This is a genomic window from Acinetobacter sp. C26M (assembly GCF_023702675.1).
Lineage (GTDB): Bacteria > Pseudomonadota > Gammaproteobacteria > Pseudomonadales > Moraxellaceae > Acinetobacter.
In genome coordinates, this window is record NZ_CP098478.1 from 1155203 (window position 1) to 1179218 (window position 24016).

Here is a 24016-nt window from a genome sequence, read left to right on the forward strand (position 1 = left end):
TATAGTTCATGTAAATTATCTTTGCGTATATCCGTCTACATTTTGTAGAAGTGAAATATTTTAATAGGTCTAAGTAAGGGAGCGGTAAATGTGCGATACAGAGAAGAGATATTGAATTGAAATTTTCGAGATAAAAAAGAAGGATCGTTGCTGAATGAGGAGATTCAAATAAACAATAAAGCTCCTGTTACTACAAGAGCTTTAATGTGGCTTACTCAAGCTTTAGGGTAAAAAAGTTTCTTGTAGATAACTCCACAACATTTTGCCATCGATCTCTTCAATCAGCGCACAAGAGCGACGAATCAGCACGCCAGACACTTTGGTATGTTTTTCCGTATAGGTCAAAACAATCGCATCAGGCTTTTGCATCAAGATTTGCTCATCATAAATTTCGATCTGAATATCTGGCATTTTGCCCTGATTATTGGCAAATAGACCTTTCACTTGTTCGAGTGAAATACGTTTTCCAGCCGCACCAACCATTTCAAAATGATCTGCAAAATAATCAATCAGTAGGGCAAGGTCTTGTTCTGCTTGTTTGCCGCTAAAAATTTTCTCAATCAGGACGTGCATGCTATGGATGCTTTCGATTGCTTGTTCTTTGATAAGTGCCATATCCTTTTCCATTGAAAACTAATTATCTCGCTTTATTTTAAAACAAAAATAAATGTAAAATTCAATATAATTTTAAAATAAATCTATTGTTAGATTATCCATCTTATCGGATGTTAGTATAAAAATATTATTTTTATCATATATTTAAATCAATATTTTTATTTTTTAAAATTGCAAAACAGCTAAGATGGTAAAAAAGGTATAACTATATACCTTAAATATTATGGAAAATTCCATGTAAAAATAATAATTATATATAAGGATTATTTTCCTTATTGGAGACAGAGCAGAAAAGGAAATGGATTCTGATCGTGCTGTCTCCAATAAGAAGACGCATTAGAAAAAAGACATGGACAAGGAAGCAAAATGGATACGCAATCTACTGAGCCGAAACAAGCTCAATCAAATCTCTATGCATGGTATGTGGTATTACTGTGCATGTTGGCTTATATCTTCTCATTTATTGATCGGCAAATACTGGCGCTGATGATCGAACCGATTAAAGCAGATCTTGGGCTTTCCGATACGCAGTTTAGTTTATTGCATGGTTTAGCCTTTTCACTGTTTTACGCCTTTATGGGATTACCGCTAGCCTATCTAGCAGATCGTTTTTCCCGACCAAAAATTATTGCTATCGGGGTGGTATTTTGGAGTATTGCAACCGCATTTTGTGGGCTAAGTAAAAACTTTCTCCAACTATTCTTGAGCCGAATGGGCGTTGGCGTCGGTGAGGCAGCTTTATCTCCAGCTGCCTATTCAATGTTTAGTGATATGTTTAGCAAGGATAAGCTTGGACGTGCGGTCGCAGTTTATTCAATTGGTTCTTTTGTCGGTGGTGGGATCGCTTTTCTGGTCGGTGGCTATGTGATTGGTTTGCTCAAAAATATGGATACCATCATGGTTCCTGTTTTTGGTGCACTTAAGGCATGGCAAGCGGCATTTATTATTGTCGGGCTACCTGGTGTCTTTATTGGTCTATTAGTTTTACTCACCGTGAGAGAACCTCAGCGTAAAGGTCAGCGCCTAAATGCACAGGGGCAAGTAGAAAAAACCAGTATGAAGGATGCATTCAAGTTTATTAAAAAGCATGGTCGTACCTTCAAATGTCACTATTTAGGTTTTACTTTTTATGCGATGGCTTTGTATTGCTTGATCAGTTGGTCGCCTGCATTCTATATGCGCAAGTTTGGTCTGACTCCAACTGAAGCGGGCTATATGCTGGGTAGTGTGTTATTGGTGGCGAATATTCTAGGCGTATTTTGTGCGGGTTGGCTGAATGACTGGTTTATTCAAAAAGGTCGTAAGGATGCGCCGATGATTACTGGGGTGATTGGTATCGTGGGTTTAATTATTCCGATGATGATTTTTACTCAGGTGAATGAGTTATGGTTATCCGTGGTATTTTTAGTGCCTGCGATGTTCTTTGCTTCATTCCCGATGCCGATTTCAACCACTGCTATGCAAATGCTGGCACCGAACCAGTTACGCGCACAAATCTCAGCGGTATTTTTATTGATCAGTAATCTGGTTGCGGTCGGGATTGGCACAACATTGGTGGCTTTGATTACCGATAAGGTGTTTGAAAATCCACTCATGGTCGGGATGTCCCTGTCGATTGTGGGTACGATTTCATGTGTATTGGCCTTTATCTTACTGAAAAAAGGCTGTCAGGCATTTAGTGACAGTATGCAGCAGGAACATGGATCTTGATTTGATATTGCACTGAGGATGTCGCAGGCTCATTCTTTGTAATGGGCGTTATGCTTTGCCAGTGAAATCTTTAGCAAGGGAGTGAAGTGATGCAATCATCTTTTAAGCTGGAGCATCTGCGTTATCTGGATGAATTTTTATTATTTAAATCTAATGATTATCAAACCATTAAAGACCAAATCAGTCATTACCTATGTCCGCATCGTTTTGATGTCGAAGTACGAGAACCTCTAAATACGCGTTTGAATGGCTTTAGCTTTGGTAATGGCGCGCTGTACGATCTGAAATATAGTGTACCAGCCATGATTAGTATTGAAGATAGTGCTGACTTTTATTTATTTAGAATCACGCTAGAAGGGCAATGCACAGTGGGGTTGGACGGTCAGCAGATTCTACAGTCAGAAGGAGTCATGTCGGTCACCCATCCGCATACGCGACAACAGATCATCACCAATCAGCATTGTCGTAATATTATTTTAAAACTGGCGCAACAGGATATCGAAACCCAATTATTCAACATGTTAGGCTGTCGTAGTCAGGAACCATTGCGCTTTCATTCCTCATTATCCTGTAGTTTAGAAGGGATCGATGCGATCATTGAAACACTGAATTATCTGTGTCATGCCTATTATAATATTCGCAACTGGAGCTTTATTTCAGCCAGTTTTTGCCAGTATTTGATTGAGCTAATTTTGCTTAAAATCCCGAATAATTATACCGAACGTTTGAATACCCAACGGCAACAATTGCTGCCAAGCTATATTAAAAGAGCTCAACAATATATTCAGGAACATGTACAACAAGCAATTTCATTAGCTGATTTAAGCCAGTATTGCGATGTGTCGATACGCACCTTGCAAAAAGGTTTTAGTCAGTATTTACAGCAAAGCCCTGTGGAATATATGCGTGAGCAACGCTTGGAACGGGTACATTTGGCTTTGCTGCATGCACAGACAGATGAAACCATCACCGATATTCTACTGGATCATGGCATCCAGAGTTTTGGGCATTTTTCCAGCCTATATAAAAAACGTTATGGCTGCTTGCCTTCGCATACTTTAAAAAAGATGCTGTGCCAGTGAGTCAAATGCGTGCGTAAATGGAATAACGGTTGCGTATTTGGATAAGCCACAGGTCGTGCTCTCTTTTATGCTGAATTGAAAATCAATCAGCAGGAAAGCACATGAAAATTACAGTACTCGGTGGCGGGCATGGATGTTATGCAGCAGCAGCGGAAATAGCAGAAAAAGGCCACGAGGTGGTGTTATGGCGCCGTGATCGAGAAGCCTTACAGCAGCTTGCCGCAACGGGTGAGCTTAAAATCAAAGATTATCGAGGTGATCGCAGTGTCACTGTTGGTTTTTTGGATTCGCAGATCAACCTATCTGATCATTTAGAACAAGCCATTCAGCATGCCCAGTTGATTATTATTCCTTTACCTGCAACGACACATCAGGATTTGGCTCAGCAGGCAGCGCCTTTCTTTCAAGCGGGTCAGGTGGTGTATTTACCGCCTGCAACCTTTGGTAGTTTTATTTTTGCCAACGCCATGCGCGAGGCGGGTAACACAGCCCAAGTGGCTTTTGCCGAAACAGGAACCTTACCGTATTTGGTGCGTAAGCATGGAGTGAATCAGATTGTTGTGAGTGGCTATGCGACCCGTCTACCAACTGGTGTATTCCCAAGCAGCTTGTCCGAGCATGCATTCCAGATTTTAAAACAGGCGTATCCAAGTGTTGAGCCGATCGAAGACAGCCTCAGTGGTGCCTTAATGAATGCAGGACCAATTATTCATCCGCCGTTGATCTTGATGAATGCGGGACCACTAGAACATTTCGAAGCATGGGATATCCATAACGAAGGCACACAACCGTCGATTCGCCGTGTCACCAACCAGCTAGATGCTGAACGTATGCAGCTTAGGGAAGCACTTGGCTATGCTGCGCCGCATTTCCCGCTGGCAGACCACTACAATAAAGACGGTGAGGGGGATGAATGGATGTATGGCCGTGGTGCGCATGGCAAATTAACCGATAGTGGCGACTGGCGTGAGGACATCGATCTTCAGTCTCATCGTTACATGTTGGAAGATACGCGTCTGGGGCTGTCCTTTCTGGTGTCCGTAGGGCGTTGGGCAGGTGTCGCGACACCTATAGCGGAAGGATTGCTGAATATTGCTTCTGCGGTGACAGGCAAGGATTTGTATCAGGACGGGCGGACTTTTGAGAATTTGGGGCTTGCCGATAAAAGCAAGGCTGAGTTGCAAGTGACCTTGCAGCAAGGAGTCTAATATGACAGCGATTCAACAGGTTGCGGTACTGGGGGCTGGTCGTATGGGTAAGGCCATCGCCATTGCTTTTGCCTATGCGGGACTCAAAGTGGCCTTAATTGATGCCAGACAACGCACAGAGGCTGAGTTTGAGCAATATCAGGCTCAAATCCAAACTGACTTAAAACAAGAATTGCAGTTGCTGGAAAGTATCCAGTTTATTCAATCTGAACATACCGTATTTATTCTGGATCAGATTAAGATTTTAAGTCGTGCGGCTTCAATATCAGTCTTAGCACACTGTGATCTGGTTATGGAAGGTGTACCCGAGGTCAGGCAAGCCAAAGAAGTTATTTTTACTTGGCTGGATCAATATATTACACCGACGTGTATTGTTGCATCGACGACATCGACCTTTTTGGTCACTGATATTGCGCAAATGATTTCTCATCCAGAACGGGTGGTCAATGCGCATTGGTTAAACCCCGCCTACCTGATTCCGCTGGTTGAGTTAAGTCGTTCTGAGCAAACTTCAGATGAGACTGTAAATACCCTGAAAAGCTTTCTGCATGCGATTGGCAAAGTTCCTGTGGTGTGTCATGCCAAAGCGGGCTATATCGTGCCACGGATTCAGGCGTTGGCAATGAATGAAGCAGCACGGATGGTAGAAGAAGGTGTGGCTTCCGCAGAAGATATTGATATCGCGATTCGGACGGGTTTTGGTTTGCGCTTTTCCGTATTGGGCTTGCTGGAATTTATTGATTGGGGCGGTGGTGATATTTTGTATTATGCTTCCCAATATTTACAAAAAGAGCTAGGTGAACGCTATCGAACACCTGAAATTATTGCCGAAAATATGCGACAGCAACGTAATGGTCTACGTGAGCAGCAGGGTTTTTATGATTATCAGCAGATCGATATTCCAGCTTATAAACAGCAAGTTCTACAGACTTTTTCAGATCGGATTACCGCAAATCAGCTTAAACCGCCATTTAATATTTTAAATCCGTAATCCGAATTTTAGCCCATCTCCTGACAATGATGGGCTTATGTTATTGCTTTAGCTTGATGGCATGAGGTCAAAGACCTTTTTCAATTGTGCATTGAGCTGATGCAGCTCTTCATCATCAAAGGCATTTAAGATGCCAGATAAAGTGACCTGACTAATTTGATTAATTTGCTCAACCAGCTCTTTGCCTTTGTCTGTGAGTTTAACCATAGAGATACGTTCATCTGACTCCGAAGAGAAGACTTGCACAATATCATCCTCTACCAAGCGATAAACGGCTTTGGTTGCTGTGGTTAGCTTGAGGGTAGAGAGGTTGGCAATTTCGGTAATACTGGCTTGTTCAAGCGCATTGGTACTTAAAATAATTTTACGACGTGTATTGTCGATACCTAATTTTTTAATAGATTTTTCAATGAGCTGTGTGTATTTACCATTCACCTGCGAGATCCAGAAAAAAGGATAGCTCTGTAAGCTGCTCGGTTCATTGTTGGGTAGAAATTGTTCTAAATGAGTAAGCATAGCCAAGTAATAACTTTTATAAAAATGGACATTCTCATTATACAAAAATTGAAAACATTTTCTTGCTTCTTAATCATGAAAAATACTTGACAATTACATTACTTTTTCCGATATTTGTATTAAGTATAAAAATACATGGAAAAGTGAATGAATATTATTGTACAAGAGGTACAAAAAGGAGCAGGTACTTTGAAAGTCATGGTGAAAGATTCCATTGATATTCAAGGTATGCAGACTATGGTGGGTAGCAAAGCTTTAATGCAAAGCCAACCTGCAAGTACAAACGCGGAAGTGGTGAATCGTATTCTCGCTGCTGATTGCCAAATTACGGCAAAGACCAATCTGCATGAACTGGCTTTTGGGATCACAGGCATTAACCACGTTTTTGGTACGGCCATAAATCCAAAATATCCTGAACTGATTCCAGGTGGTTCTTCGAGTGGTTCTGCGGCAGCGGTTGCAGCTGGTCTGGCAGATTTCACATTAGGTACGGATACGGGTGGTTCGATTCGTATGCCAGCAGCGTGTTGTGGTGTTTACGGTTTAAAACCAAGCTTTGGCCGTGTCAGCCGTGCAGGGGTGCATCCAGCAACAAGTTCATTAGATTGCGTTGGCCCCTTTGCAAATTCAGTCGAAATGATTGAAACCGCCATGCAAATCATTGATCCAAGTTTTCATCAACATACTGAATTAGCACAGGCACCGAAACTGGCGTGGCTTAATGTCGCTGCTGATTCAGCCGTCATTGAGACGATCCAGCATTATCTGACCCAAGCCAAACTGACAGTATCCACTGTAAATCTGGAAGGCTTTGAAGCTGCTTTTAATGCAGGCATGCAAATCATCAATTATGAAAACTGGCAAGCTTATGGCGAATTGACTGAAACGGGTTTATTGGGTGCCGATGTCAATGCACGTTTGCTTAAGGCAGCAGACACCACCTTGACCCAAGTCAAACAGGCTGAACAGGTAAAAGCCGATTTTACTGCGGAGATTAATGCCTTATTAGAACAGTACGATGCCTTGATCTTAGCAACCTTGCCACAGCTTCCACCTCAAGTTGCTGATGCTGAAAATACTGTTGCATTTTTAAATCTCACTGGATTGGTTCGACCTTTTAATCTTTCTGGACACCCTGCGATTTCAATCCCACTGCAAACCAGTGAAGGATTACCTGTGGGCTTACAAATCGTGGCGAAACACAATGCCGATGAATATTTATGTGCTGTTGCGAAATATATCGTGAGTGCAGCGCAATAACCGAAAAGGAATGAGGGAATGAATAACTTATCGATAAAGGAATTTGTCATGGACACAACTACAACGGAATTAGAGCGCTTGTGTCAAGAAATTCGTGAACGTGCCTGTACTGGAGAGTTCGATGAGCAAGCCTATGTCAGTCAGGACATTATCGACAAACTCAAACAGATCGGTGTTTATCGAGCATTAGTCCCAAAACGTTTTGGCGGCAATGAATGGTCACCGAAACAATTTTGCGAATTGATTGAGCAACTCTCCAAAGCAGATGGTTCAGTCGGTTGGGTCGCAAGTTTCGGCATGAGTCCTGCCTATTTGGGGAGTTTGCCAGAAGCAACGCTTGAGCAGTTGTATAAAGACAGTCCAGACATTGTGTTCGCTGGTGGCATTTTCCCTCCACAACCTGCGGAAATTACTGATGATGGCGTCGTGGTCAGCGGACGTTGGAAATTTTCCAGTGGTTGTATGGGCGCAGATATTGTTGGTGTCGGTATTTCTCCACAAAAAGACAATGAGACACAGGGTTTACCACGCATGGCGGTGATGCCAGCCAATAAGGCTCAAATCGATATGACCTGGGACACGGTCGGTCTGAAAGGTACAGGCAGCCATGATTTGGTGGTGAAAGATGTGCTAGTCGCGAAGGAATGGACTTTTGTCCGTGGTGAACCTTCAAAACTGCCTGAACCATTTTTTAAATATCCATCTTTGTCTTTAGCCACTCAAGTCTTAACCGTAGTGGGAATTGGGGTTGCTGCCGCAGCGATCGAAGAATTTCAAAAACTGGCGCCGGGCAAGTCGTCAATTACTGGGGGGGCGGAAATTGCCAGCCGACCTGTAACTCAATATGAATTTGCCCAAGCCGAAGCTGAGTTTAAAGCTGCACGCGTGTGGTTCTACGACACCATGCAGATCGTCTGGAATGAAGTGGTTGCAGGGCGTACGCCAACTGCAGAACAAATCAGTGACATGCGTTTGTCTTGTACCCATGTGGCACGAGTTTGTGCCCGCGTCACTCGCAAAATCCAGATGCTGGCAGGCATGACCGCGATTTATACCCACAATCCATTTAGCCGCTTTGTGAATGATACCAATGTGGTGACACAGCATGCTTTTATGGGCGATGCCACTTTACAGAATGCAGGTTTGGTCAGCTTTGGTATGAAGCCAGCACCAGGCTATTTATAAGCTTAATTTAATCAACCCGTGTGGCAACAAGGATGAATGACATGAATGCGCCAATGGATTTAACGGTTTTGTTACAACGCCTGCAACAGCTTGAAGCTCAAAACGCGATTCGTAACTGCATTAACCGCTATATGGAAATTTGTGATGCCTTGAATGCCAATACCGATCTGAATGAATTGATGGATTTATTTGATCAGGACAGCATTTGGGAAGGCATAGGCGAGAAATATGCCCAGTCTTTTGGTCGCTATGCCTCTTGGCAAGCCATTTATGACATGTTCAAAAGCTATACCCAAAAGCAGTCGCATTTTGTCATGAATGCACATTTTGTTAGCTCAGAGCAAATGTATATCAAAGCAGATCAGGCCAATGCCAGCTGGTTGATGTTGCAAACCTCAACCTTCCGTGATGGTCGTAGCCATTTAAATGCCGCCAAACTCACGGTGCAGTTTAAACAGCAACATGATGGACGTTGGAAGATCAAACATTTTCAGACTGAAAATATTTTCAGTCGCCCCGTATCTCACTGGGACAGTGCAGCCACATTGCCAGTACCGTCTCAGCAATAACTGATGATCGAAAAGGATAGTTGATATGAACAGTATTATTCCAATGCACAACATTGAGATGGATTACAACGAATTGGTGCAAAGTGATCGCGCCCATACCTCATTGTATAAGGACGAAAAAATCTTTGAAGATGAGATGGAAAAGATTTATTACAGCACTTGGGTGTGGGTAGCACATGCCAGCGAGATTCCAGATGGTGGTAGCTATAAGACCATCAATATTGGTAAGCAACCTGTGGTTGTAGTTCGGGATCGTAAGAAAAAAGTCCATGTTCTGCTGAATCGTTGCCGTCATCGTGCTGCAACAGTGTGTGAACATAAAAAAGGTAAAACCAATAGTTTTGTTTGTCCATACCATGGTTGGAGCTATGCATTAGATGGTTCATTACGTGGTGTGCCTTCACCTGAAAGCTACGGAGAATGTTTGGATAAGTCTGAGTTTCCACTGATTAGCCTGCGTGTTGAAGAATATAACGGCATGATTTTCGCCACTTTTAAACAGGACATTGAACCTTTAGAAGATTTTTTGGGTGCTGCGAAAAAATGGATCGACTTGTTTATGAAACAAGGTGCAGGTTATCCAATTAAAGTCTTGGGCGAGCACCGTTTCCGTTTTCCGGGTAACTGGAAAATTCAGTTAGAAAATACTACGGATGCTTACCACTTCCCATTGGTGCACAAGTCATTTTTAAGTTCAGTCGATGAAAAAACCGAAGAACTGTTTAACTTTGAAAATCAGCCGGGTTATGTCGAAGACCTCGGCAATGGTCACAGTGTGATGGTGATGATTCCTGAATTGGTTGATCTGGATGAAGAGTTAATGGAGCGTCCGATTCAGGAACGTTTTGAAGACTTGGCTCAAGCTTTACGTGATGAAGGGCATGAAGAACTGGAAGTGCGTCGTATGGTCCGCGCGGTGGGTGGTTCTGGTTTCAACCTGAATCTGTTCCCGAACATTGCCTGTTCAATGGCGTTCTTCCGAGTGATGCAACCGATTTCAGTCAATGAAACTGAAATTCACCATTCCGTGATTACCATGGATGGCGGTCCGCAAATTGCTAACCAATATCGTTTACGTCTGCATGAACATTTCCAAGGCCCATTTGGCTTCGGTACGCCAGATGATTCGGAAGCGTGGGAACGTGTACAACATGGTGCCAATGCAGGCAATGACCTGTGGATCATGCTGAATCGTGGCCTGCCAGGTGAAGTCAAAACTGAAGATGGCTTAAAGAGCGATGTCAGTGCAGAAACTGGGATGCGCGCTGCCTATCAGCAGTGGAAAAAGATGATGACGGCTTAAGGAGAGCGCCATGAAAATCGATTTAAATTTACTGAATGAAGTGACCGCTTTTATTTGGGCAGAAGCCGATATGCTGGACCATTCTGAGCATGATACTTGGCTGGACCTTTGGAATGAAAAAGGTGTGTATATCATCCCAATCGATCCAAAACTGACCGATTATGAAAATAATTTGAACTATGCCTATGACGACCATCATATGCGTAAGTTACGGGTACAGCGTTTGGAAAATGGTGAAGCGATTTCAACTGCACCAAAAGCCAATACCGTGCGTAGTGTGTCGCGAATCCGCATCGTCAAAGATCAAGATGGTGAAATCATTTTGCGTTGTGCGCAGAACTTGCGTGAATTCCGTAAAGAAAACCTCAAACATTATACCGCTGATGTGACTTTCCATCTGGTTCGTGATACGGAACAAGGTTTTAAGATCAATCGTAAAATTATCAATTTAGTTAACTCAACCGATACCTTGGCGGGTATCAGCTACATTCTCTAGGAGCAAAAAATGAAACAGGTTGTTTTAGTCACAGGTGCCGCTTCGGGTTTAGGGAATATCATTGCCGAATATTTTGCAGCGCAAGGGCATCAAGTGATCCTGTCTGCCAGTACTTTAGAGAAAGCAGAGCAAGCCAAAGCACGTAGTCCACATGCAGAGAATATATTTCCACTAAAACTGGATATCTCGGTTGAGGCTGATTTTCATGCCGCAGTACAGTGGATTCAGCAGACATTCTCAAAACTGGATGTGTTAATTAACAATGCCACCATGACCAAAGCAACCCCTGTTCTTGAAATTAGTGCCGCGGATTTTGACATGATCACGCAAGTGAATCAGCGTGGTACGTTCCAGTCTTGCCAGATCATTGGCAAATATATGGCTGATCAAGGCTATGGCCGTATTGTCAATATGGCGTCTCTGGCTGGGCAAAATGGTGGTACTGCGACAGGCGCACATTATGCTTCTACCAAAGGCGCAATTATTACCCTAACCAAAATCTTTGCCAAAGAGTTTGCAGCCCAAGGCGTGACAGTGAATGCGATTGCGCCTGGGCCAATGGAATCACCGATTGTACATAGCGTGGTGTCTGACGAAAAAATGGCGCAATTTATTCAAAATATCCCCGTCAGAGCATTAGGCAGCATGGAATTTATTGCCGAAACCTGTGGGCTATTGGCCAGTCCAAGTGCTGCCTTTGTAACTGGGGCAACATGGGATATTAACGGTGGATTATTTATGCGTTAAGCCTTCGGCAAGATGCATATCAGGGAGAGAAATCATGACGATACTTTATAACGTGGTGGTAAAAAACCGTCATGTCGAAGGTGGGAATGTTGCAGTCATGGAATTTGAATCTGCAAATTCGACCGTATTACCCAAAATTGAAGCAGGTGCGCATATCGATGTGCACCTCCCGAATGGCATGGTGCGTCAGTATTCATTATGCCAAAACCCGAATGATGTCGGTCTGTTCCGACTTGGGATTTTACGCGACCCAGAATCACGTGGTGGTTCAGTCTCGGCCTTTGATGATTTGAAAGATGGCATGCAGATTCAGGTTAGCGAACCGAAAAATCTGTTTCCTTTAGTGAAATCCAAACATGCGGTACTGGTGGGTGGTGGGATCGGGATTACCCCACTGATTACGATGGCCTATCAATTGGCACAGGAAGGCACTTCTTTTGAACTGCATTACTGCGGCGCAAGCCCAGAACGCTGTGCTTTTGTCGATGAAATTAAACAGGGCATCTTGGCGCCTTTCACGACCTTTCATTTTAAATCGGAAGGAGCAAGCCATCGCGAGTTTTTCCAATCCGCCATTCAAGACATTGATCAAGACAGCCATATCTATACCTGTGGTCCAAATGGATTTATGGATTGGGTGATCAATTTAGCCCGTACACAAAACTTTCCAGAGCAGCAGATTCATAAGGAATACTTTCAGGTTGAAGTTGAAACAGGTGGCGATGCATTTGAAGTTGTGGCGCAGCAAAGCGGCAAGATCATTATGGTCAATGCAGAAGAAACCATTTTGCAGGCCTTGGCGCGAGAAGGCATTGAGATTGAAATGTCATGTGAACAAGGCGTTTGCGGTACCTGTATGTGCGATGTGATTGAAGGTGAGCCAGACCATCGCGACGTGTATTTTACCGATGAAGAGAAGGCCAGTAATGAGCAGATATTGGTGTGCTGTTCACGTTCTAAGTCAGCACGATTGGTACTGGATATTTAAGCGATTTAATCAGGATAAATCGGTATCAAATATCGGCCAGAAACAGGATAAAAGATTCAGGAGAGAATAATGAATTCACTAAAATCAATGGATGAAATCACAATAGATCCAATGCAGTTCAGACGTGCTTTGGGAAATTTTGCCACAGGTGTCACCATTGTGACTGCGCAGAATGCTCAAGGTGAAAAGGTGGGGGTGACTGCCAATAGTTTTAATTCAGTGTCGCTAGATCCACCGCTGATTTTATGGAGTATTGATAAAAACTCATCTAGTTTCCCTGTATTTGAACAGGCTTCACATTTTGCAGTGAATATTTTATCGGGCTCGCAGATCGAATTATCCAATAAATTTTCACGTCGAAATATCGATAAATATGAAGGCACCAGTTATCAGACAGGTTCGGGTCAAGCACCCATTTTAGACCACTGTTCTGCGGTATTTGAATGTGAACGCCATGAGATTATTGAAGGTGGGGATCACTGGATTATTATCGGCAAAGTGGTACGTTTTCGGGATGAAGGACGTAGTCCGCTGGTCTATCACCAAGGGGCTTATTCAGGTGTGATTCCACATCCGTTATTGCAGTTAAAAGACACCGTTGAAGCTGAAGATATTGGTGAAATGCATCAAGGGCATTTATATAGCAATGTCTGTTATTTGATGAGCCGTGCATTCAAGTTCTATCAAACTGACTATATTCCAAAGCAGCTAGTGACAGGATTCCGTACCAGTGAAGCGCGTTTATTGTTGGTACTGGGGAGTGGTACTGCCTCGAATAAAGCAGATTTGCCGCGTGATATTGCCATGCCGATGCGCGAAGTAGAGCAGGCAGCGACCATTTTGAAAAAAGATGGTTTGCTGATTGAGAGTGATGGCTTTTTTAAACTCACCGAAAAAGGCAAGAAAACTGCGCATTATCTATTTGATATTGCCGATAGCCATCAAAATGAGGTGTTTGAAAAATATTCGGATGAGCAAAAGGAGACCTTTATCACCATGCTGAGAGACTTTGCTGGTGTAGCATAAGCTGGGTGAAGCTGATAAATTGAATTGATTTATCAGCTGCTTTATTGCTCGTTGGTTATAATCAAAAAACAATTCCAAGGATGAGGAATTTTTGGCACGCAACTTGTTTGTTTATCAAACAGGATTGCATACAAGCCAAAACAGAGCAGCAGTGCTAAAGAACAAACTTTAGCAATTGTTGCAGCACAGGGGAGCGAAGGAATGAACCAATATGTGAGTGATGCACTGTTAACGTGGACGCATCATATCAAGAATGTGTGCGGCAATTTTGAAACAGACTTTGATGGGACACGGAATTTATTTATTGGCGAAGTGCAATGTTTTTTACTGGGTGATACCGAGATTGCCTTTATTAAAAATAACGCCAATAAAATTGTCCGAAAGGCGGATGAAATTGATCGGGTCAATAATCGCTTCTGTTTTTTGATTTTGCAGTATTCGGGCAAAATGTTGCTGCAATATAAAAATGAAACTTTGACCTTAAATGAGGGTGATATTGTCTTGGTTGATCCTGTCGAAACCATCTCGATGTTTCCACAAGGTTTAGTCAGCCAGATTTCAGTGCATCTATCACGAGAAAAATTGCTGAAAGAGAATATTAGTTCTGAATATTTTGGTAAGTTGATCACTCAAAATATGAGCGGTTTTCTGCTGAAGAATATTCTGAAAAATATGTCGCCTGAAAATATCAAGCTTTGGTATGCATCTGAAGATGGTAATGCCTTTGAAGATGCGTTGATTGCTCTCATCAAACCGACCATTAATTATAAAAATATTAATAATAATCAGAATAATCTTTTGGAAAAAGCCGAGCGCTATATTATTGAAAATCTGACAAAACCTGATCTCTCTCCCAAGTTGATTGCTGCACATATCGGGGTATCGTTACGGCATCTTTATCGATTATTTGTGCAAGAAAATTTATCGATTAATAAGTACATACAGATCAAACGACTCGAGAGGGTCAAAACAGATCTACTGGATAAAAGAAACAAGCAGAGTTCGATCACTCAAATCGCGCTGAAATGGGGCTTTTGGGATGGTGCTCATTTTTCAAAAATCTTCAAAAAAACCTATGGTATCTCTCCCAAAGAATTTAGAGAGACAATGTTGGCTTAAGCATTTTTGATGTCATTTTTAGACAAGTTCCACGTCATTCTTGGACAAGCTAGACCCATGCAACTGTGTTGAAATTAAATCAATAAGGGAAGATTAAAGCGCTTCAATCGACTTGAAATATGAAGTTGATTTTAGTCGCTGCACACAGAGCAAAGAGCATTTTAACGATCTGATACAGATCGCTCAGGGATAGATGAAAAAGGATCAACGTGATGCATAAACAAAGATTATTGAAAGAGATACAAAAAATACTGGCGTTTAACTTATCCATCGCTGCGAGTTTGTGTGCTGTTCATAGCACCGCTTATGCGCATGGTGAGGCTGCCGAATTGGTGCCACTCTATCAAAACATGAGTGAACAGGGTGCCAAAGTGGTCAAAGATGACTTCACCAATAGCTATACCATCACCAAAGGTTCCATGCAGGTCAGAGCCAAACCTAATTCAGATCAGGTCTTGGTGAATGGAAAACCCTTAAAGCTGAGCGTCCCAGTATTAATCAAAGACGGTAAGCCTGTTATTGGGAAAGATTTTTTCAATGAAGTATTTCAGTCGGGTTTAGACCAGACCTTTAAAATTGAAAATACCTTTCATCCGCTCAATAGTTTAAATACGGCAGAAATCAAAAAGACCTTTGATGTGATTAGTCGCTCAAAGTATGCCTATAAAAATATGCGTTTTGCTGAGCTGAAGCTGAAGGAGCCAGAAAAGGCCAAAGTCTGGGATTTCTTTATTAATCATAAAGAGTATAAAGATGACCGTGTGGCGTCATTCATTTTATTGAAAGGCAATCAGGCAATTGAAGGTGAAGTAGACCTGAATACGCAGCAAGTTACAAAATGGAATGTCCTTAAAGATACGCACGGTATGGTGTTGCTGGATAACTTCGAGACGGTTCAGCGTGTGATCGAATCCAGTAAAGAATATCAGGATGCTTTACGTAAACGTGGCATCACTGATGTGAAGAAAGTGATCACCAATCCATTAACTGTCGGCTATTTTGGCGGGAAAGATGGTTTAGATAAACAACTGAATGTCTTAAAAGTCGTATCTTATCTGGATACAGGAGATGGTAACTATTGGGCGCATCCGATTGAAAATCTTGTCGCAGTGGTGGATTTAGACAAAGAAAAAATTATTAAAATTGAAGAAGGGGCAATGATTCCTGTACCGATGACTGATCGGCCTTATGCCACCAAGAATACTCAGCCACCGAAAATCAAACCGCTCAATATCAGTGAACCTGAAGGTAAAAACTTTACCATTACAGGACAAACCGTACATTGGGGTAACTGGTGTTTCCATGTGGCACTGGATTCACGTGTCGGCCTCCAGCTTTCTACGGTCACCTATAAGGATAAAGGGGTAAAACGTAAGGTCATGTATGAAGGGAATTTGGGCGGCATGGTGGTTCCTTATGGCGACCCAGATATGGGATGGTACTTCAAATCTTATCTGGATTCAGGTGAGTACGGCATGGGAACCCTGACCTCAAGCATTCAACTGGGAACCGATGCACCCGAAAATGCGGTGTTACTGGATGCAGTGATTGCCGACTACAAGGGACAACCGCAAATTATTCCGAACGCCATCGCTATTTTTGAGCGTTATGCAGGACCTGAGTATAAACACCAAGAAATTTTTGGTGATCAGGATGCTAGCGAAGCACGCCGTGAACTTGTGGTGCGCTGGATTAGTACGGTGGGTAACTACGATTATATGTTTGACTGGGTCTTTGCCCAAAATGGTGTGATTGGGATTAATGCAGGTGCAACGGGTATTGAAGCGGTGAAAGGCGTTAAATCACGCACCATGCATGACAGTACCGCCAAAGAAGACACTAAATATGGCACTCTGATTGACCATAATATCGTGGGTACAACCCATCAGCACATCTATAACTTCCGCTTAGATATGGATGTAGATGGGGAAAACAACAGCTTTATGCATATGGACCCTGTGGTGAAGGCCAATGACAGAGGTGGCGTGCGTACAAGCACGATGCAAATTGACAGTAAAGTGATTAGCAATGAGCAAAATGCGGCTGAAAAATTTGATCCATCTACTATTCGTTTACTGACCAATTTCAATAAGGAAAATAAATTAGGTAATCCGGTTTCTTACCAATTGATTCCGTTTGCGGGCGGAACTCATCCAGTAGCGAAGGGTGCCAATTTTGCCCCAGATGAATGGCTATTTAAACGCCTTAACTTTATGGATAAACAAATTTGGGTGACACAATACAATCCAGATGAACGTTATCCTGAAGGAAAATATTCGAATCGTTCAACTCATGATACGGGTTTAGGTCAATTTATTCAGAACAATGAAAATATTGAAAATAAAGACCTTGTGGTGTGGATGACCACAGGAACGACCCATGTGGCACGTGCCGAAGAATGGCCAATCATGCCGACGGAATGGGTCTATACCTTGATCAAACCGTGGAATTTCTTTGACAACACCCCGACGTTGAATTTGGGTGATGAACAGGAACATGTCCAACACGAGCATCACTAACAACGCAGATCAAGTTATATGGGTAATCCACGATTACCCAAAACTGAGCGCTGAGTAGATCGCTGACAAAAAAGGAATTTTGTATGAAAACTTTACTTTCTCAAGTCGTGAGAGGGACGCTGTTTGTCTCATATTTTTCAACTGCATATGCAGGTGAGCTTGAAATTAAACCGATTTTTGAAGCAACCTTTGGTGCTTTTAGTAGTGCTAAAGGTTATAACGGTGAAAACATCGATGACCAGCGGATCAATTGGCAAGAAGGCCATCTTAAATATGGGGCCAAAGGGCAGCAAACATTTCAAAACCATCAGCTCTATGCCAGTTTAAGCGGAATTAGTTCGGCAACATTTGGTGATGGCGATGCAGGTCAAAATAGTAATGGAAAAGAACGTAAAACCGATGTGAATGAATGGGTGATTGGCTTTAAAGATGGTACCCATAAAGATGAATTGACGACTTATAATTTCAGTATTGGTCGGCAAAATATCATGATTGGTGATGGTTTTTTCATTGCGGGTGATGCGTTAAACCTAGGTAAAGTACCTGCGGACGGTGCACTCGATCGAGGTGGGGCTTATTATTTGGCGGCACGACGCAGCTTCGATTTTAGCAGTCTACTTCAATATAAACCGCAACAAGATACGACGCTAAAACTGGCGTATTTAAAGTCGAATAACAAAGCACAATTTTCATCAGAACTGTTTGTGACTGATCTGATCTATCAACTCAAAGATAAAGGCATTGGTTTTACTTATTTAAATGTCTTGGACCTTGATGATGCCGAACACATTTCAGGACGTCAGGACCTTAAGAATTATGCCTTACGCTTGAACTATCAAGCTTTACCTGAACTGCAATTAAAGTCTGAATGGGTGGTTCAGGATAAACAGGACAGCACGGAAAATGCGGGCTATCTGGGACTAAACTATAACTTCTTATCTACAAAATATACACCGTCCCTAGGATATCGTTTCAGCCATTTTTCCGATCAGTACGACCCAATGTTTTACGGCAATACGGTTGGATTTGGAACATGGTTTCAGGGCGAAGTCGCTGGAAATTATGCAGGACCCTTCAATAAAAATGCCGATATTCACCAAGTCTCTTACATGATGAACTTAAAAGAGAATTTTATGTTGGGTGCTTTGGCCTATAAGTTTCAAACCGTAAATAAGTCATTGGCAAATGTCGATGGGCATGAGCTGGATGTGTTTTCAGTTTGGTCAGTCAATAACAATCTCACCGTTATTCCACTGATCGGACTGTATAAGCCAAAGCATGATATCCACAGTGGTGGCACACAAAATTATGATGACAAAACCAATCTATATGCACAATTGATTCTGCAATACATCTATTAGATCAGATTTGGGATGTGTGGATCGGTCAGCAGTGCCGTCAGAGAAAGACGTTTAGGATGAGATCAGATGGATAAAGAGTATGACTACATCATTATTGGCGCGGGTTCAGCGGGTTGTGTTGTGGCAGCGCGTTTATTACAAACCAATGCAGGACGGGTATTGGTTCTAGAAGCTGGAAGCAAAGACAGCAGTTTGTTCCATACTATTCCTGCAACCGTGATTAAAGTCTTCCAACAAAAATCATGGCCGTATATGACTGTCCCACAAAAACACTGCAATCAGCGAGAGATGATCCTTGCACAAGGCAAAGTCTTGGGGGGTGGCAGTTCAGTCAATGGCATGATTTATTGTCGTGGACAGCGTCAGGACTATGATTTATGGGCATCGGAATGGGGATGCAGCAACTGGTCTTATCAAGATGTACTGCCATTCTTTAAAAAAGCAGAAAAAAATGAAAGCCTTGCTGACGAATATCACGGACAGGATGGCATTTTACCCGTTAGCGAAAACCGTTATCGCCATCCTTTAACCCTTGCTTGCATTAAAGCAGGTCAGCAAATGGGAATGAACTATGTCAATGATATCAATGGCTGGAACCAAGCGGGTGTAGGATTCTATCAAACCACCACGCGAAATGGTGCACGTGCCAGCACCTCAAAAACTTATTTAAAATCCGTTGAGGCTCATCCAGACCTCACTGTGATTACCGATGCATTGGTACATAATATTGAAACTCAAGGCAATCAAGTAACGGGTGTGACATTTAGTATTGCTGGTAAACCGACGACGACTGTAAATGCAAGAAAAGAAGTCATCCTAAGTGCGGGGGCAATTGGCAGCCCTAAAGTTTTATTGCTTTCGGGAATTGGTCCAAAACAGCATTTAGATGAACTCGGAATTGAATGTATCCAAGACCTACCTGTAGGCGAAAATTTTCACGATCATTTGCATATGTCGGTCAATGCCACGGTAACAAGCAATAATAGCTTGCTTGGAGAAGATCAAGGCTTAAACGCGGTGCGGAACTTTTTACAATGGCAATTTACCCGTTCAGGTGTGTTGACCTCAAATATTCTTGAAGGGGGTGGCTTTATCGATACCAACAACAATGGCCGTCCTGACGTACAGTTCCATTTCCTGCCTGTACTGGATAACTTTGATAATACCCCTGGTGAAAAAGGCACAGCTCAAGCACATGGGCTGACGATTAAAGTCGGACATATACAGCCGAAAGCACGAGGAACTCTACGTTTAAGTAGTCGAGATCCGAAAGCAATGCCGATCATTGATCCAAACTATTTAGGTCATCAGGAGGATATTGAGGCCAATATTCGTGCGGTGCAGGCAGGACTGCGTTTATTACAACAACCTGCCTTAAAAGCCATTGTCCAAGACATCATTGAGCCTGCAAATATTGATCCTGAGAATGTTGCCGCGATTGATACATGGATGCGTCAGAACATTAAAACGGTTTATCACCCTGCGGGTAGTTGCAAAATGGGCAATACACCAAAAGATTCAGTCACAGACCAGACGCTTAAAGTACATGGTTTTCAAAATTTACGCGTCATTGACTGTTCGATTTGCCCACAAGTTCCAAGCGGAAATACCAACGCCATTGCGATCATGATTGGCGAGCGTGGTGCTGAATTCATTTTAAATCAGGTCGCTTAATTGCTGTGATTGCAATATTTAGATATTCAAGAGGAAAAAATAATGAGTGAAGTACAGATTCTAGCAAGTGTACAGCAATTTATGGCTCGTCAGCATGGTCACTTTATTGATGGTCAAACCATTCCAGCAGAAACATCAGAACGGATTGAGTTGATCAACCCTGCGACAGAGCAGGTGGTTTCAACCATTGCTATTGCGACTCAAAACGAAGTTGAAAAAGCGGTTCAGAGTGCGCATGAGGCCTTTCATCATGCTTGGGCCAATACGTCACCTTATGAACGTGGTTTAAAACTCAATAAATTAGCTGATTTAGTGGAATTACATGCTGAAGAATTGGCTCAACTTGAAACGTTAACAACGGGCAAATTGATTCATCTGGCTCGCCATTTGGAAGTGGCACAAACAGTTGTTTTTTTAAGGTACTTTGCGGGCTGGGCAACCAAAATTCATGGGCAAACCATGCAGCCCTCAATTCCCTCCATGAATGGAGAAAAATATACAGCCTATACCTTACGCCAACCTGTTGGCGTGGTGGCAGGGATTGTACCGTGGAATTTTTCTCTGATGATTGGATGCTGGAAAATAGGTTCAGCATTAACCACAGGTTGTACCATTGTGCTGAAACCGAGTGAATTCACCACTTTGTCATTATTACGTTTGGCTGAACTTGCAATTGAAGCAGGAATTCCAGCAGGAGTGATTAATGTGGTCACAGGTAAAGGGGAGGCTGGACAACATTTAATCAATTCACCTTTGGTGAAAAAAGTCTCTTTTACAGGGTCAGTTCCTACGGGTATTGCGATTGGTCAACAAGCGATGAAGAATGATCTTACTCGGGTCAGTCTGGAACTCGGTGGAAAAAATGCTGCAGCCATTTTAGTTGATGCCAATCTGGATGAAATCCTACCAACCTTGTTACAGGCAACCTTTGTACATCAGGGGCAGGTTTGTGCAGCACCAGAGCGTTTCTTTGTGCATCAGTCCAAATATAATGAATTTGTAGAAAAGGTGACAGGAGCAATTCAACAGATAACAATTGGTTCGCCTTTAGATGAATCCAGTATGTTTGGACCACTGTCTAATAAACCGCATTTTGATAAGGTTAAACATTATCTCGACCTTGCACAGCAAAATGATCAAGTGATTTGTGGTGGTCAAGCCATCCAAGGTATTGGGTATTTTGTAGAACCGACATTACTTAAAGTGCAGGGGATTGATGATCCTTTATTTATTGAAGAAACCTTTGGTCCTGTGGTCGATGTGATCCCTTTTGAAAGTGATGAAGAGTTGATTTCAATGATGAATCACTCGCGTTTTGGTTTGACAGCCAGTATTTGGACCAATGATTTGGCAAAAGCTTTGCGTTTGATCCCCAAAATTGAGGCAGGTTCGGTTTGGGTCAATATGCATACCTTCCTAGATCCATCTGTACCATTTGGCGGGGTGAAAGCTTCTGGTCTTGGTCGAGAGTTTTCTGATGCATTCATTGATGATTATACTGAACTTAAATCGGTGATGATTCGATATTAACGATATGTAAGATATAAAAAAAATGGCCATTTCAGGCCATTTTTTAATGATTAACTTGATCAGCTAGTCAGTCAGAAAGTCCTTTAAAATATGATTGAAGCTTTCTGCCTGCTCAATATTTGAAATATGTGAGGCATTGATTTCGACCAGTTTCGATTGTGGTATCTGTTGTTGCATAAATTGGCCATCGGCAACGGTAGTGACAGGGTCTTGCGTCCCTGCAATCACCAAAACGGGAATGTGGATGTCTTTGAGTTGATCACGGACATCCGCTTTAGCCAAAGCCTCGCAACAATTGGCATAACCATTTGCGCTGCCAGCACTTAAGTCGTTACACAGATTATTGACGATTGCAGGGTGACTTTGGATAAAGGGATCTGTAAACCAGCGTGATGCTGCTGTTGTGGCGATTGGAACTAAACCTTGCTTTCGAACCAGTTGAGCACGATCCAGCCATGCTTGTTCCTGTCCAATCTTCGCGGCAGTATTACTCACAACCACTCGCTGAAAACGTTCTGGATAATGAATAGCAAGCCATTGACCTGTTATTCCACCCATGGAAATACCACAGAAATGAGTTTTTTCGATCTTTAAATGATCGAGTAGGCGAATGACATCTTCACCGAGTTGTTGCAGCGTATATGGGCCTGTTGGTGTTGAAGATGAGCCATGACCGCGTGTGTCATAACAAATCACATAAAAGTGTTCTTTAAAATAATTGAACTGCTTCTGCCACATGCCATAGTTAGTACCCAAAGAGTTGGAAAACACCAGTGCAGGGGAGCTGGGATCGCCAAAAGTCTGATAGTTGATCTGTGCATCGGCGGATTGAAAAACTGACATTACTCTTCCTTAATTTTGTTCGATACGTTGAATAATCAAGGCAATCCCTTGACCAACACCAATACACATCGAACACAAGGCATATTGACCTTGGATCTGTTCAAGCTGGTTTAAGGCGGTGGTGACTAGACGCGCACCTGAAGCACCTAAAGGATGACCCAAGGCAATTGCACCACCATTTGGGTTAATTCGTGCATCATCATCCGCCAAACCCAAATCACGCGTCACTGCTAAAGCCTGTGCCGCAAAGGCTTCATTCAGTTCAATCACGTCCATCTGAGCTAGAGACAGATTGGCCTGTTTCAGTAATTTCTTGATTGCAGGTGCAGGCGCAAAACCCATAATCCGTGGTTCAACCCCAACGGTAGTCGCGGCAATGATTTTGGCACGTGGCTTGAGCTGGTATTTTTCTACCGCTTCATCAGAAGCGATTAGCAATGCTGCTGCACCATCATTAATCCCGGAGGCATTACCTGCTGTGACGGTACCTTCGGCTTTCACCACACCCTTGAGTTTAGTCAACGTTTCCAATGTGGTTGATGCACGTGGATGCTCATCGGTATCCACCATAACTGCATCACCCTTACGCTGTGGAATGCTGACAGGCACGATTTCATTTTTAAAGAAGCCATTTTCTTGCGCCGTTGCCGTACGTTGTTGGCTGTTAAGTGCAAACTGGTCTTGGTCGGCACGATTAATCTTAAATTGTTCCGCCACGTTTTCAGCCGTTTGTGGCATGGTATCTACACCATACATTTCTTTCAGTTTTGGATTAATAAAACGCCAGCCCATGGTGGTGTCTTCAATCTTTTGGTTACGGCCAAAGGCACTATCTGATTTGCCCATTACATAAGGCGCACGACTCATGCTTTCGACACCACCTGCAATAATTAGGTCAGCTTCATTGGCTTTAATCGCACGTGCCGCCATCGCAATGGCATCTAAAGATGAACCACATAAACGGTTCACTGTGGTAGCAGGCACTTGATAAGGTAAACCTGCCAATAGTGCTGACATACGTCCAACGTTGCGATTGTCTTCACCTGCCTGATTGGCACAGCCATAGATCACATCATCCACTTGTTGCCAATCGACACTTGGATTGCGTTGCATCAAGGCTTGAATTGGAATAGCTCCCAAGTCATCAGCACGTACAGGTGCAAGACCACCGGCATAACGACCGAATGGTGTACGGATGGCATCGATGATATAAGCGTTTTTCATGTGTTTTTCCATTATCTAAAATCCCTCCCAACCTCCCTTTAATAAAGGGA

20 protein-coding genes and 1 pseudogene are annotated in these 24016 nt (G+C 42.8%); 17 read left to right on the top strand and 4 right to left on the bottom strand.

Annotated elements, in window-relative coordinates:
* Positions 1-222: 222 nt before the first annotated feature.
* Positions 223-615, bottom strand: a complete 393-nt coding sequence (locus NDN11_RS05225; RefSeq protein ID WP_251110978.1) for a DUF4440 domain-containing protein — start codon at positions 613-615, stop codon at positions 223-225.
* A 366-nt stretch (positions 616-981) separates the two neighbouring features.
* On the opposite strand from NDN11_RS05225, the gene NDN11_RS05230 reads away from it, so the two are divergent.
* The 4 genes and pseudogenes from NDN11_RS05230 to NDN11_RS05245 all read left to right on the top strand — a co-directional run bounded on the left by NDN11_RS05230 (position 982) and on the right by NDN11_RS05245 (position 5606).
* The gene (locus NDN11_RS05230) at positions 982-2325 is read left to right on the top strand and encodes a spinster family MFS transporter (protein ID WP_167248104.1); all 1344 of its coding nucleotides are present in this window, start codon (positions 982-984) and stop codon (positions 2323-2325) included.
* An 89-nt stretch (positions 2326-2414) separates the two neighbouring features.
* Positions 2415-3424, top strand: a pseudogene (locus NDN11_RS05235) (cupin domain-containing protein).
* Positions 3425-3508: 84 nt separating this feature from the next.
* The gene (locus tag NDN11_RS05240) at positions 3509-4615 is read left to right on the top strand and encodes an NAD/NADP-dependent octopine/nopaline dehydrogenase family protein (RefSeq protein ID WP_251110980.1); all 1107 of its coding nucleotides are present in this window, start codon (positions 3509-3511) and stop codon (positions 4613-4615) included.
* 1 nt (position 4616) lies between these two features.
* Positions 4617-5606: a 3-hydroxybutyryl-CoA dehydrogenase gene (locus tag NDN11_RS05245; protein WP_251110981.1), complete on the top strand. Its 990-nt coding sequence runs from the start codon at positions 4617-4619 to the stop codon at positions 5604-5606.
* A gap of 48 nt (positions 5607-5654) precedes the next feature.
* Here the strand turns inward: NDN11_RS05245 and NDN11_RS05250 are convergent, their stop codons facing one another.
* On the bottom strand, positions 5655-6122 hold the full coding sequence (locus NDN11_RS05250; protein ID WP_167248384.1) for a MarR family winged helix-turn-helix transcriptional regulator: 468 nt from the start codon (positions 6120-6122) through the stop codon (positions 5655-5657).
* 147 nt (positions 6123-6269) lie between these two features.
* Between NDN11_RS05250 and NDN11_RS05255 the strand changes: the two genes are divergently transcribed.
* The 13 genes from NDN11_RS05255 (at position 6270) to NDN11_RS05315 (ending at position 21899) form a co-directional block, all read left to right on the top strand.
* Positions 6270-7382 carry an amidase gene (locus tag NDN11_RS05255; RefSeq protein WP_251110982.1) on the top strand — a complete coding sequence of 371 codons (1113 nt, stop codon included), beginning with the start codon at positions 6270-6272 and terminating at the stop codon, positions 7380-7382.
* 18 nt (positions 7383-7400) lie between these two features.
* A complete protein-coding gene (locus NDN11_RS05260; RefSeq protein WP_251110983.1) occupies positions 7401-8567 on the top strand; it encodes an acyl-CoA dehydrogenase family protein in 1167 nt (388 codons plus the stop codon).
* A gap of 41 nt (positions 8568-8608) precedes the next feature.
* Positions 8609-9136, top strand: a complete 528-nt coding sequence (locus tag NDN11_RS05265; RefSeq protein ID WP_251110984.1) for a nuclear transport factor 2 family protein — start codon at positions 8609-8611, stop codon at positions 9134-9136.
* 25 nt (positions 9137-9161) lie between these two features.
* On the top strand, positions 9162-10439 hold the full coding sequence (locus tag NDN11_RS05270; RefSeq protein WP_005190575.1) for an aromatic ring-hydroxylating oxygenase subunit alpha: 1278 nt from the start codon (positions 9162-9164) through the stop codon (positions 10437-10439).
* A 10-nt stretch (positions 10440-10449) separates the two neighbouring features.
* Complete coding sequence (locus NDN11_RS05275) at positions 10450-10935, top strand: aromatic-ring-hydroxylating dioxygenase subunit beta (RefSeq protein ID WP_167248112.1); 486 nt, start codon at positions 10450-10452, stop codon at positions 10933-10935.
* A 9-nt stretch (positions 10936-10944) separates the two neighbouring features.
* Entirely contained in the window at positions 10945-11682 is a 738-nt protein-coding gene (locus tag NDN11_RS05280) for an SDR family NAD(P)-dependent oxidoreductase (RefSeq protein WP_251110985.1), read from the top strand.
* Positions 11683-11716: 34 nt separating this feature from the next.
* On the top strand, positions 11717-12670 hold the full coding sequence (locus tag NDN11_RS05285) for a PDR/VanB family oxidoreductase (RefSeq protein WP_251110986.1): 954 nt from the start codon (positions 11717-11719) through the stop codon (positions 12668-12670).
* Between the two features lie 66 nt (positions 12671-12736).
* Entirely contained in the window at positions 12737-13696 is a 960-nt protein-coding gene (locus NDN11_RS05290; protein WP_167515410.1) for a p-hydroxyphenylacetate 3-hydroxylase reductase component, read from the top strand.
* 201 nt (positions 13697-13897) lie between these two features.
* Positions 13898-14815, top strand: a complete 918-nt coding sequence (gene feaR / locus NDN11_RS05295; protein ID WP_167248386.1) for a transcriptional regulator FeaR — start codon at positions 13898-13900, stop codon at positions 14813-14815.
* A 203-nt stretch (positions 14816-15018) separates the two neighbouring features.
* Positions 15019-17334 (top strand): primary-amine oxidase, encoded by a 2316-nt coding sequence (tynA, locus tag NDN11_RS05300; RefSeq protein ID WP_251111495.1) that lies wholly within the window; start codon positions 15019-15021, stop codon positions 17332-17334.
* A gap of 83 nt (positions 17335-17417) precedes the next feature.
* Positions 17418-18695, top strand: a complete 1278-nt coding sequence (locus NDN11_RS05305; protein ID WP_251110987.1) for a hypothetical protein — start codon at positions 17418-17420, stop codon at positions 18693-18695.
* A 66-nt stretch (positions 18696-18761) separates the two neighbouring features.
* A complete protein-coding gene (locus NDN11_RS05310) occupies positions 18762-20369 on the top strand; it encodes a GMC family oxidoreductase (protein ID WP_251110988.1) in 1608 nt (535 codons plus the stop codon).
* Between the two features lie 42 nt (positions 20370-20411).
* Positions 20412-21899 carry an aldehyde dehydrogenase family protein gene (locus NDN11_RS05315; protein WP_251110989.1) on the top strand — a complete coding sequence of 496 codons (1488 nt, stop codon included), beginning with the start codon at positions 20412-20414 and terminating at the stop codon, positions 21897-21899.
* A 63-nt stretch (positions 21900-21962) separates the two neighbouring features.
* Here NDN11_RS05315 and pcaD read toward each other — a convergent pair whose 3' ends face one another.
* Both pcaD and pcaF read right to left on the bottom strand, forming a co-directional pair.
* Positions 21963-22742: a 3-oxoadipate enol-lactonase gene (gene pcaD, locus NDN11_RS05320; protein ID WP_251110990.1), complete on the bottom strand. Its 780-nt coding sequence runs from the start codon at positions 22740-22742 to the stop codon at positions 21963-21965.
* Between the two features lie 9 nt (positions 22743-22751).
* Positions 22752-23966, bottom strand: coding sequence for a 3-oxoadipyl-CoA thiolase (gene pcaF / locus NDN11_RS05325; RefSeq protein ID WP_251110991.1), 1215 nt, complete (start codon positions 23964-23966; stop codon positions 22752-22754).
* Positions 23967-24016 lie beyond the last annotated feature (50 nt).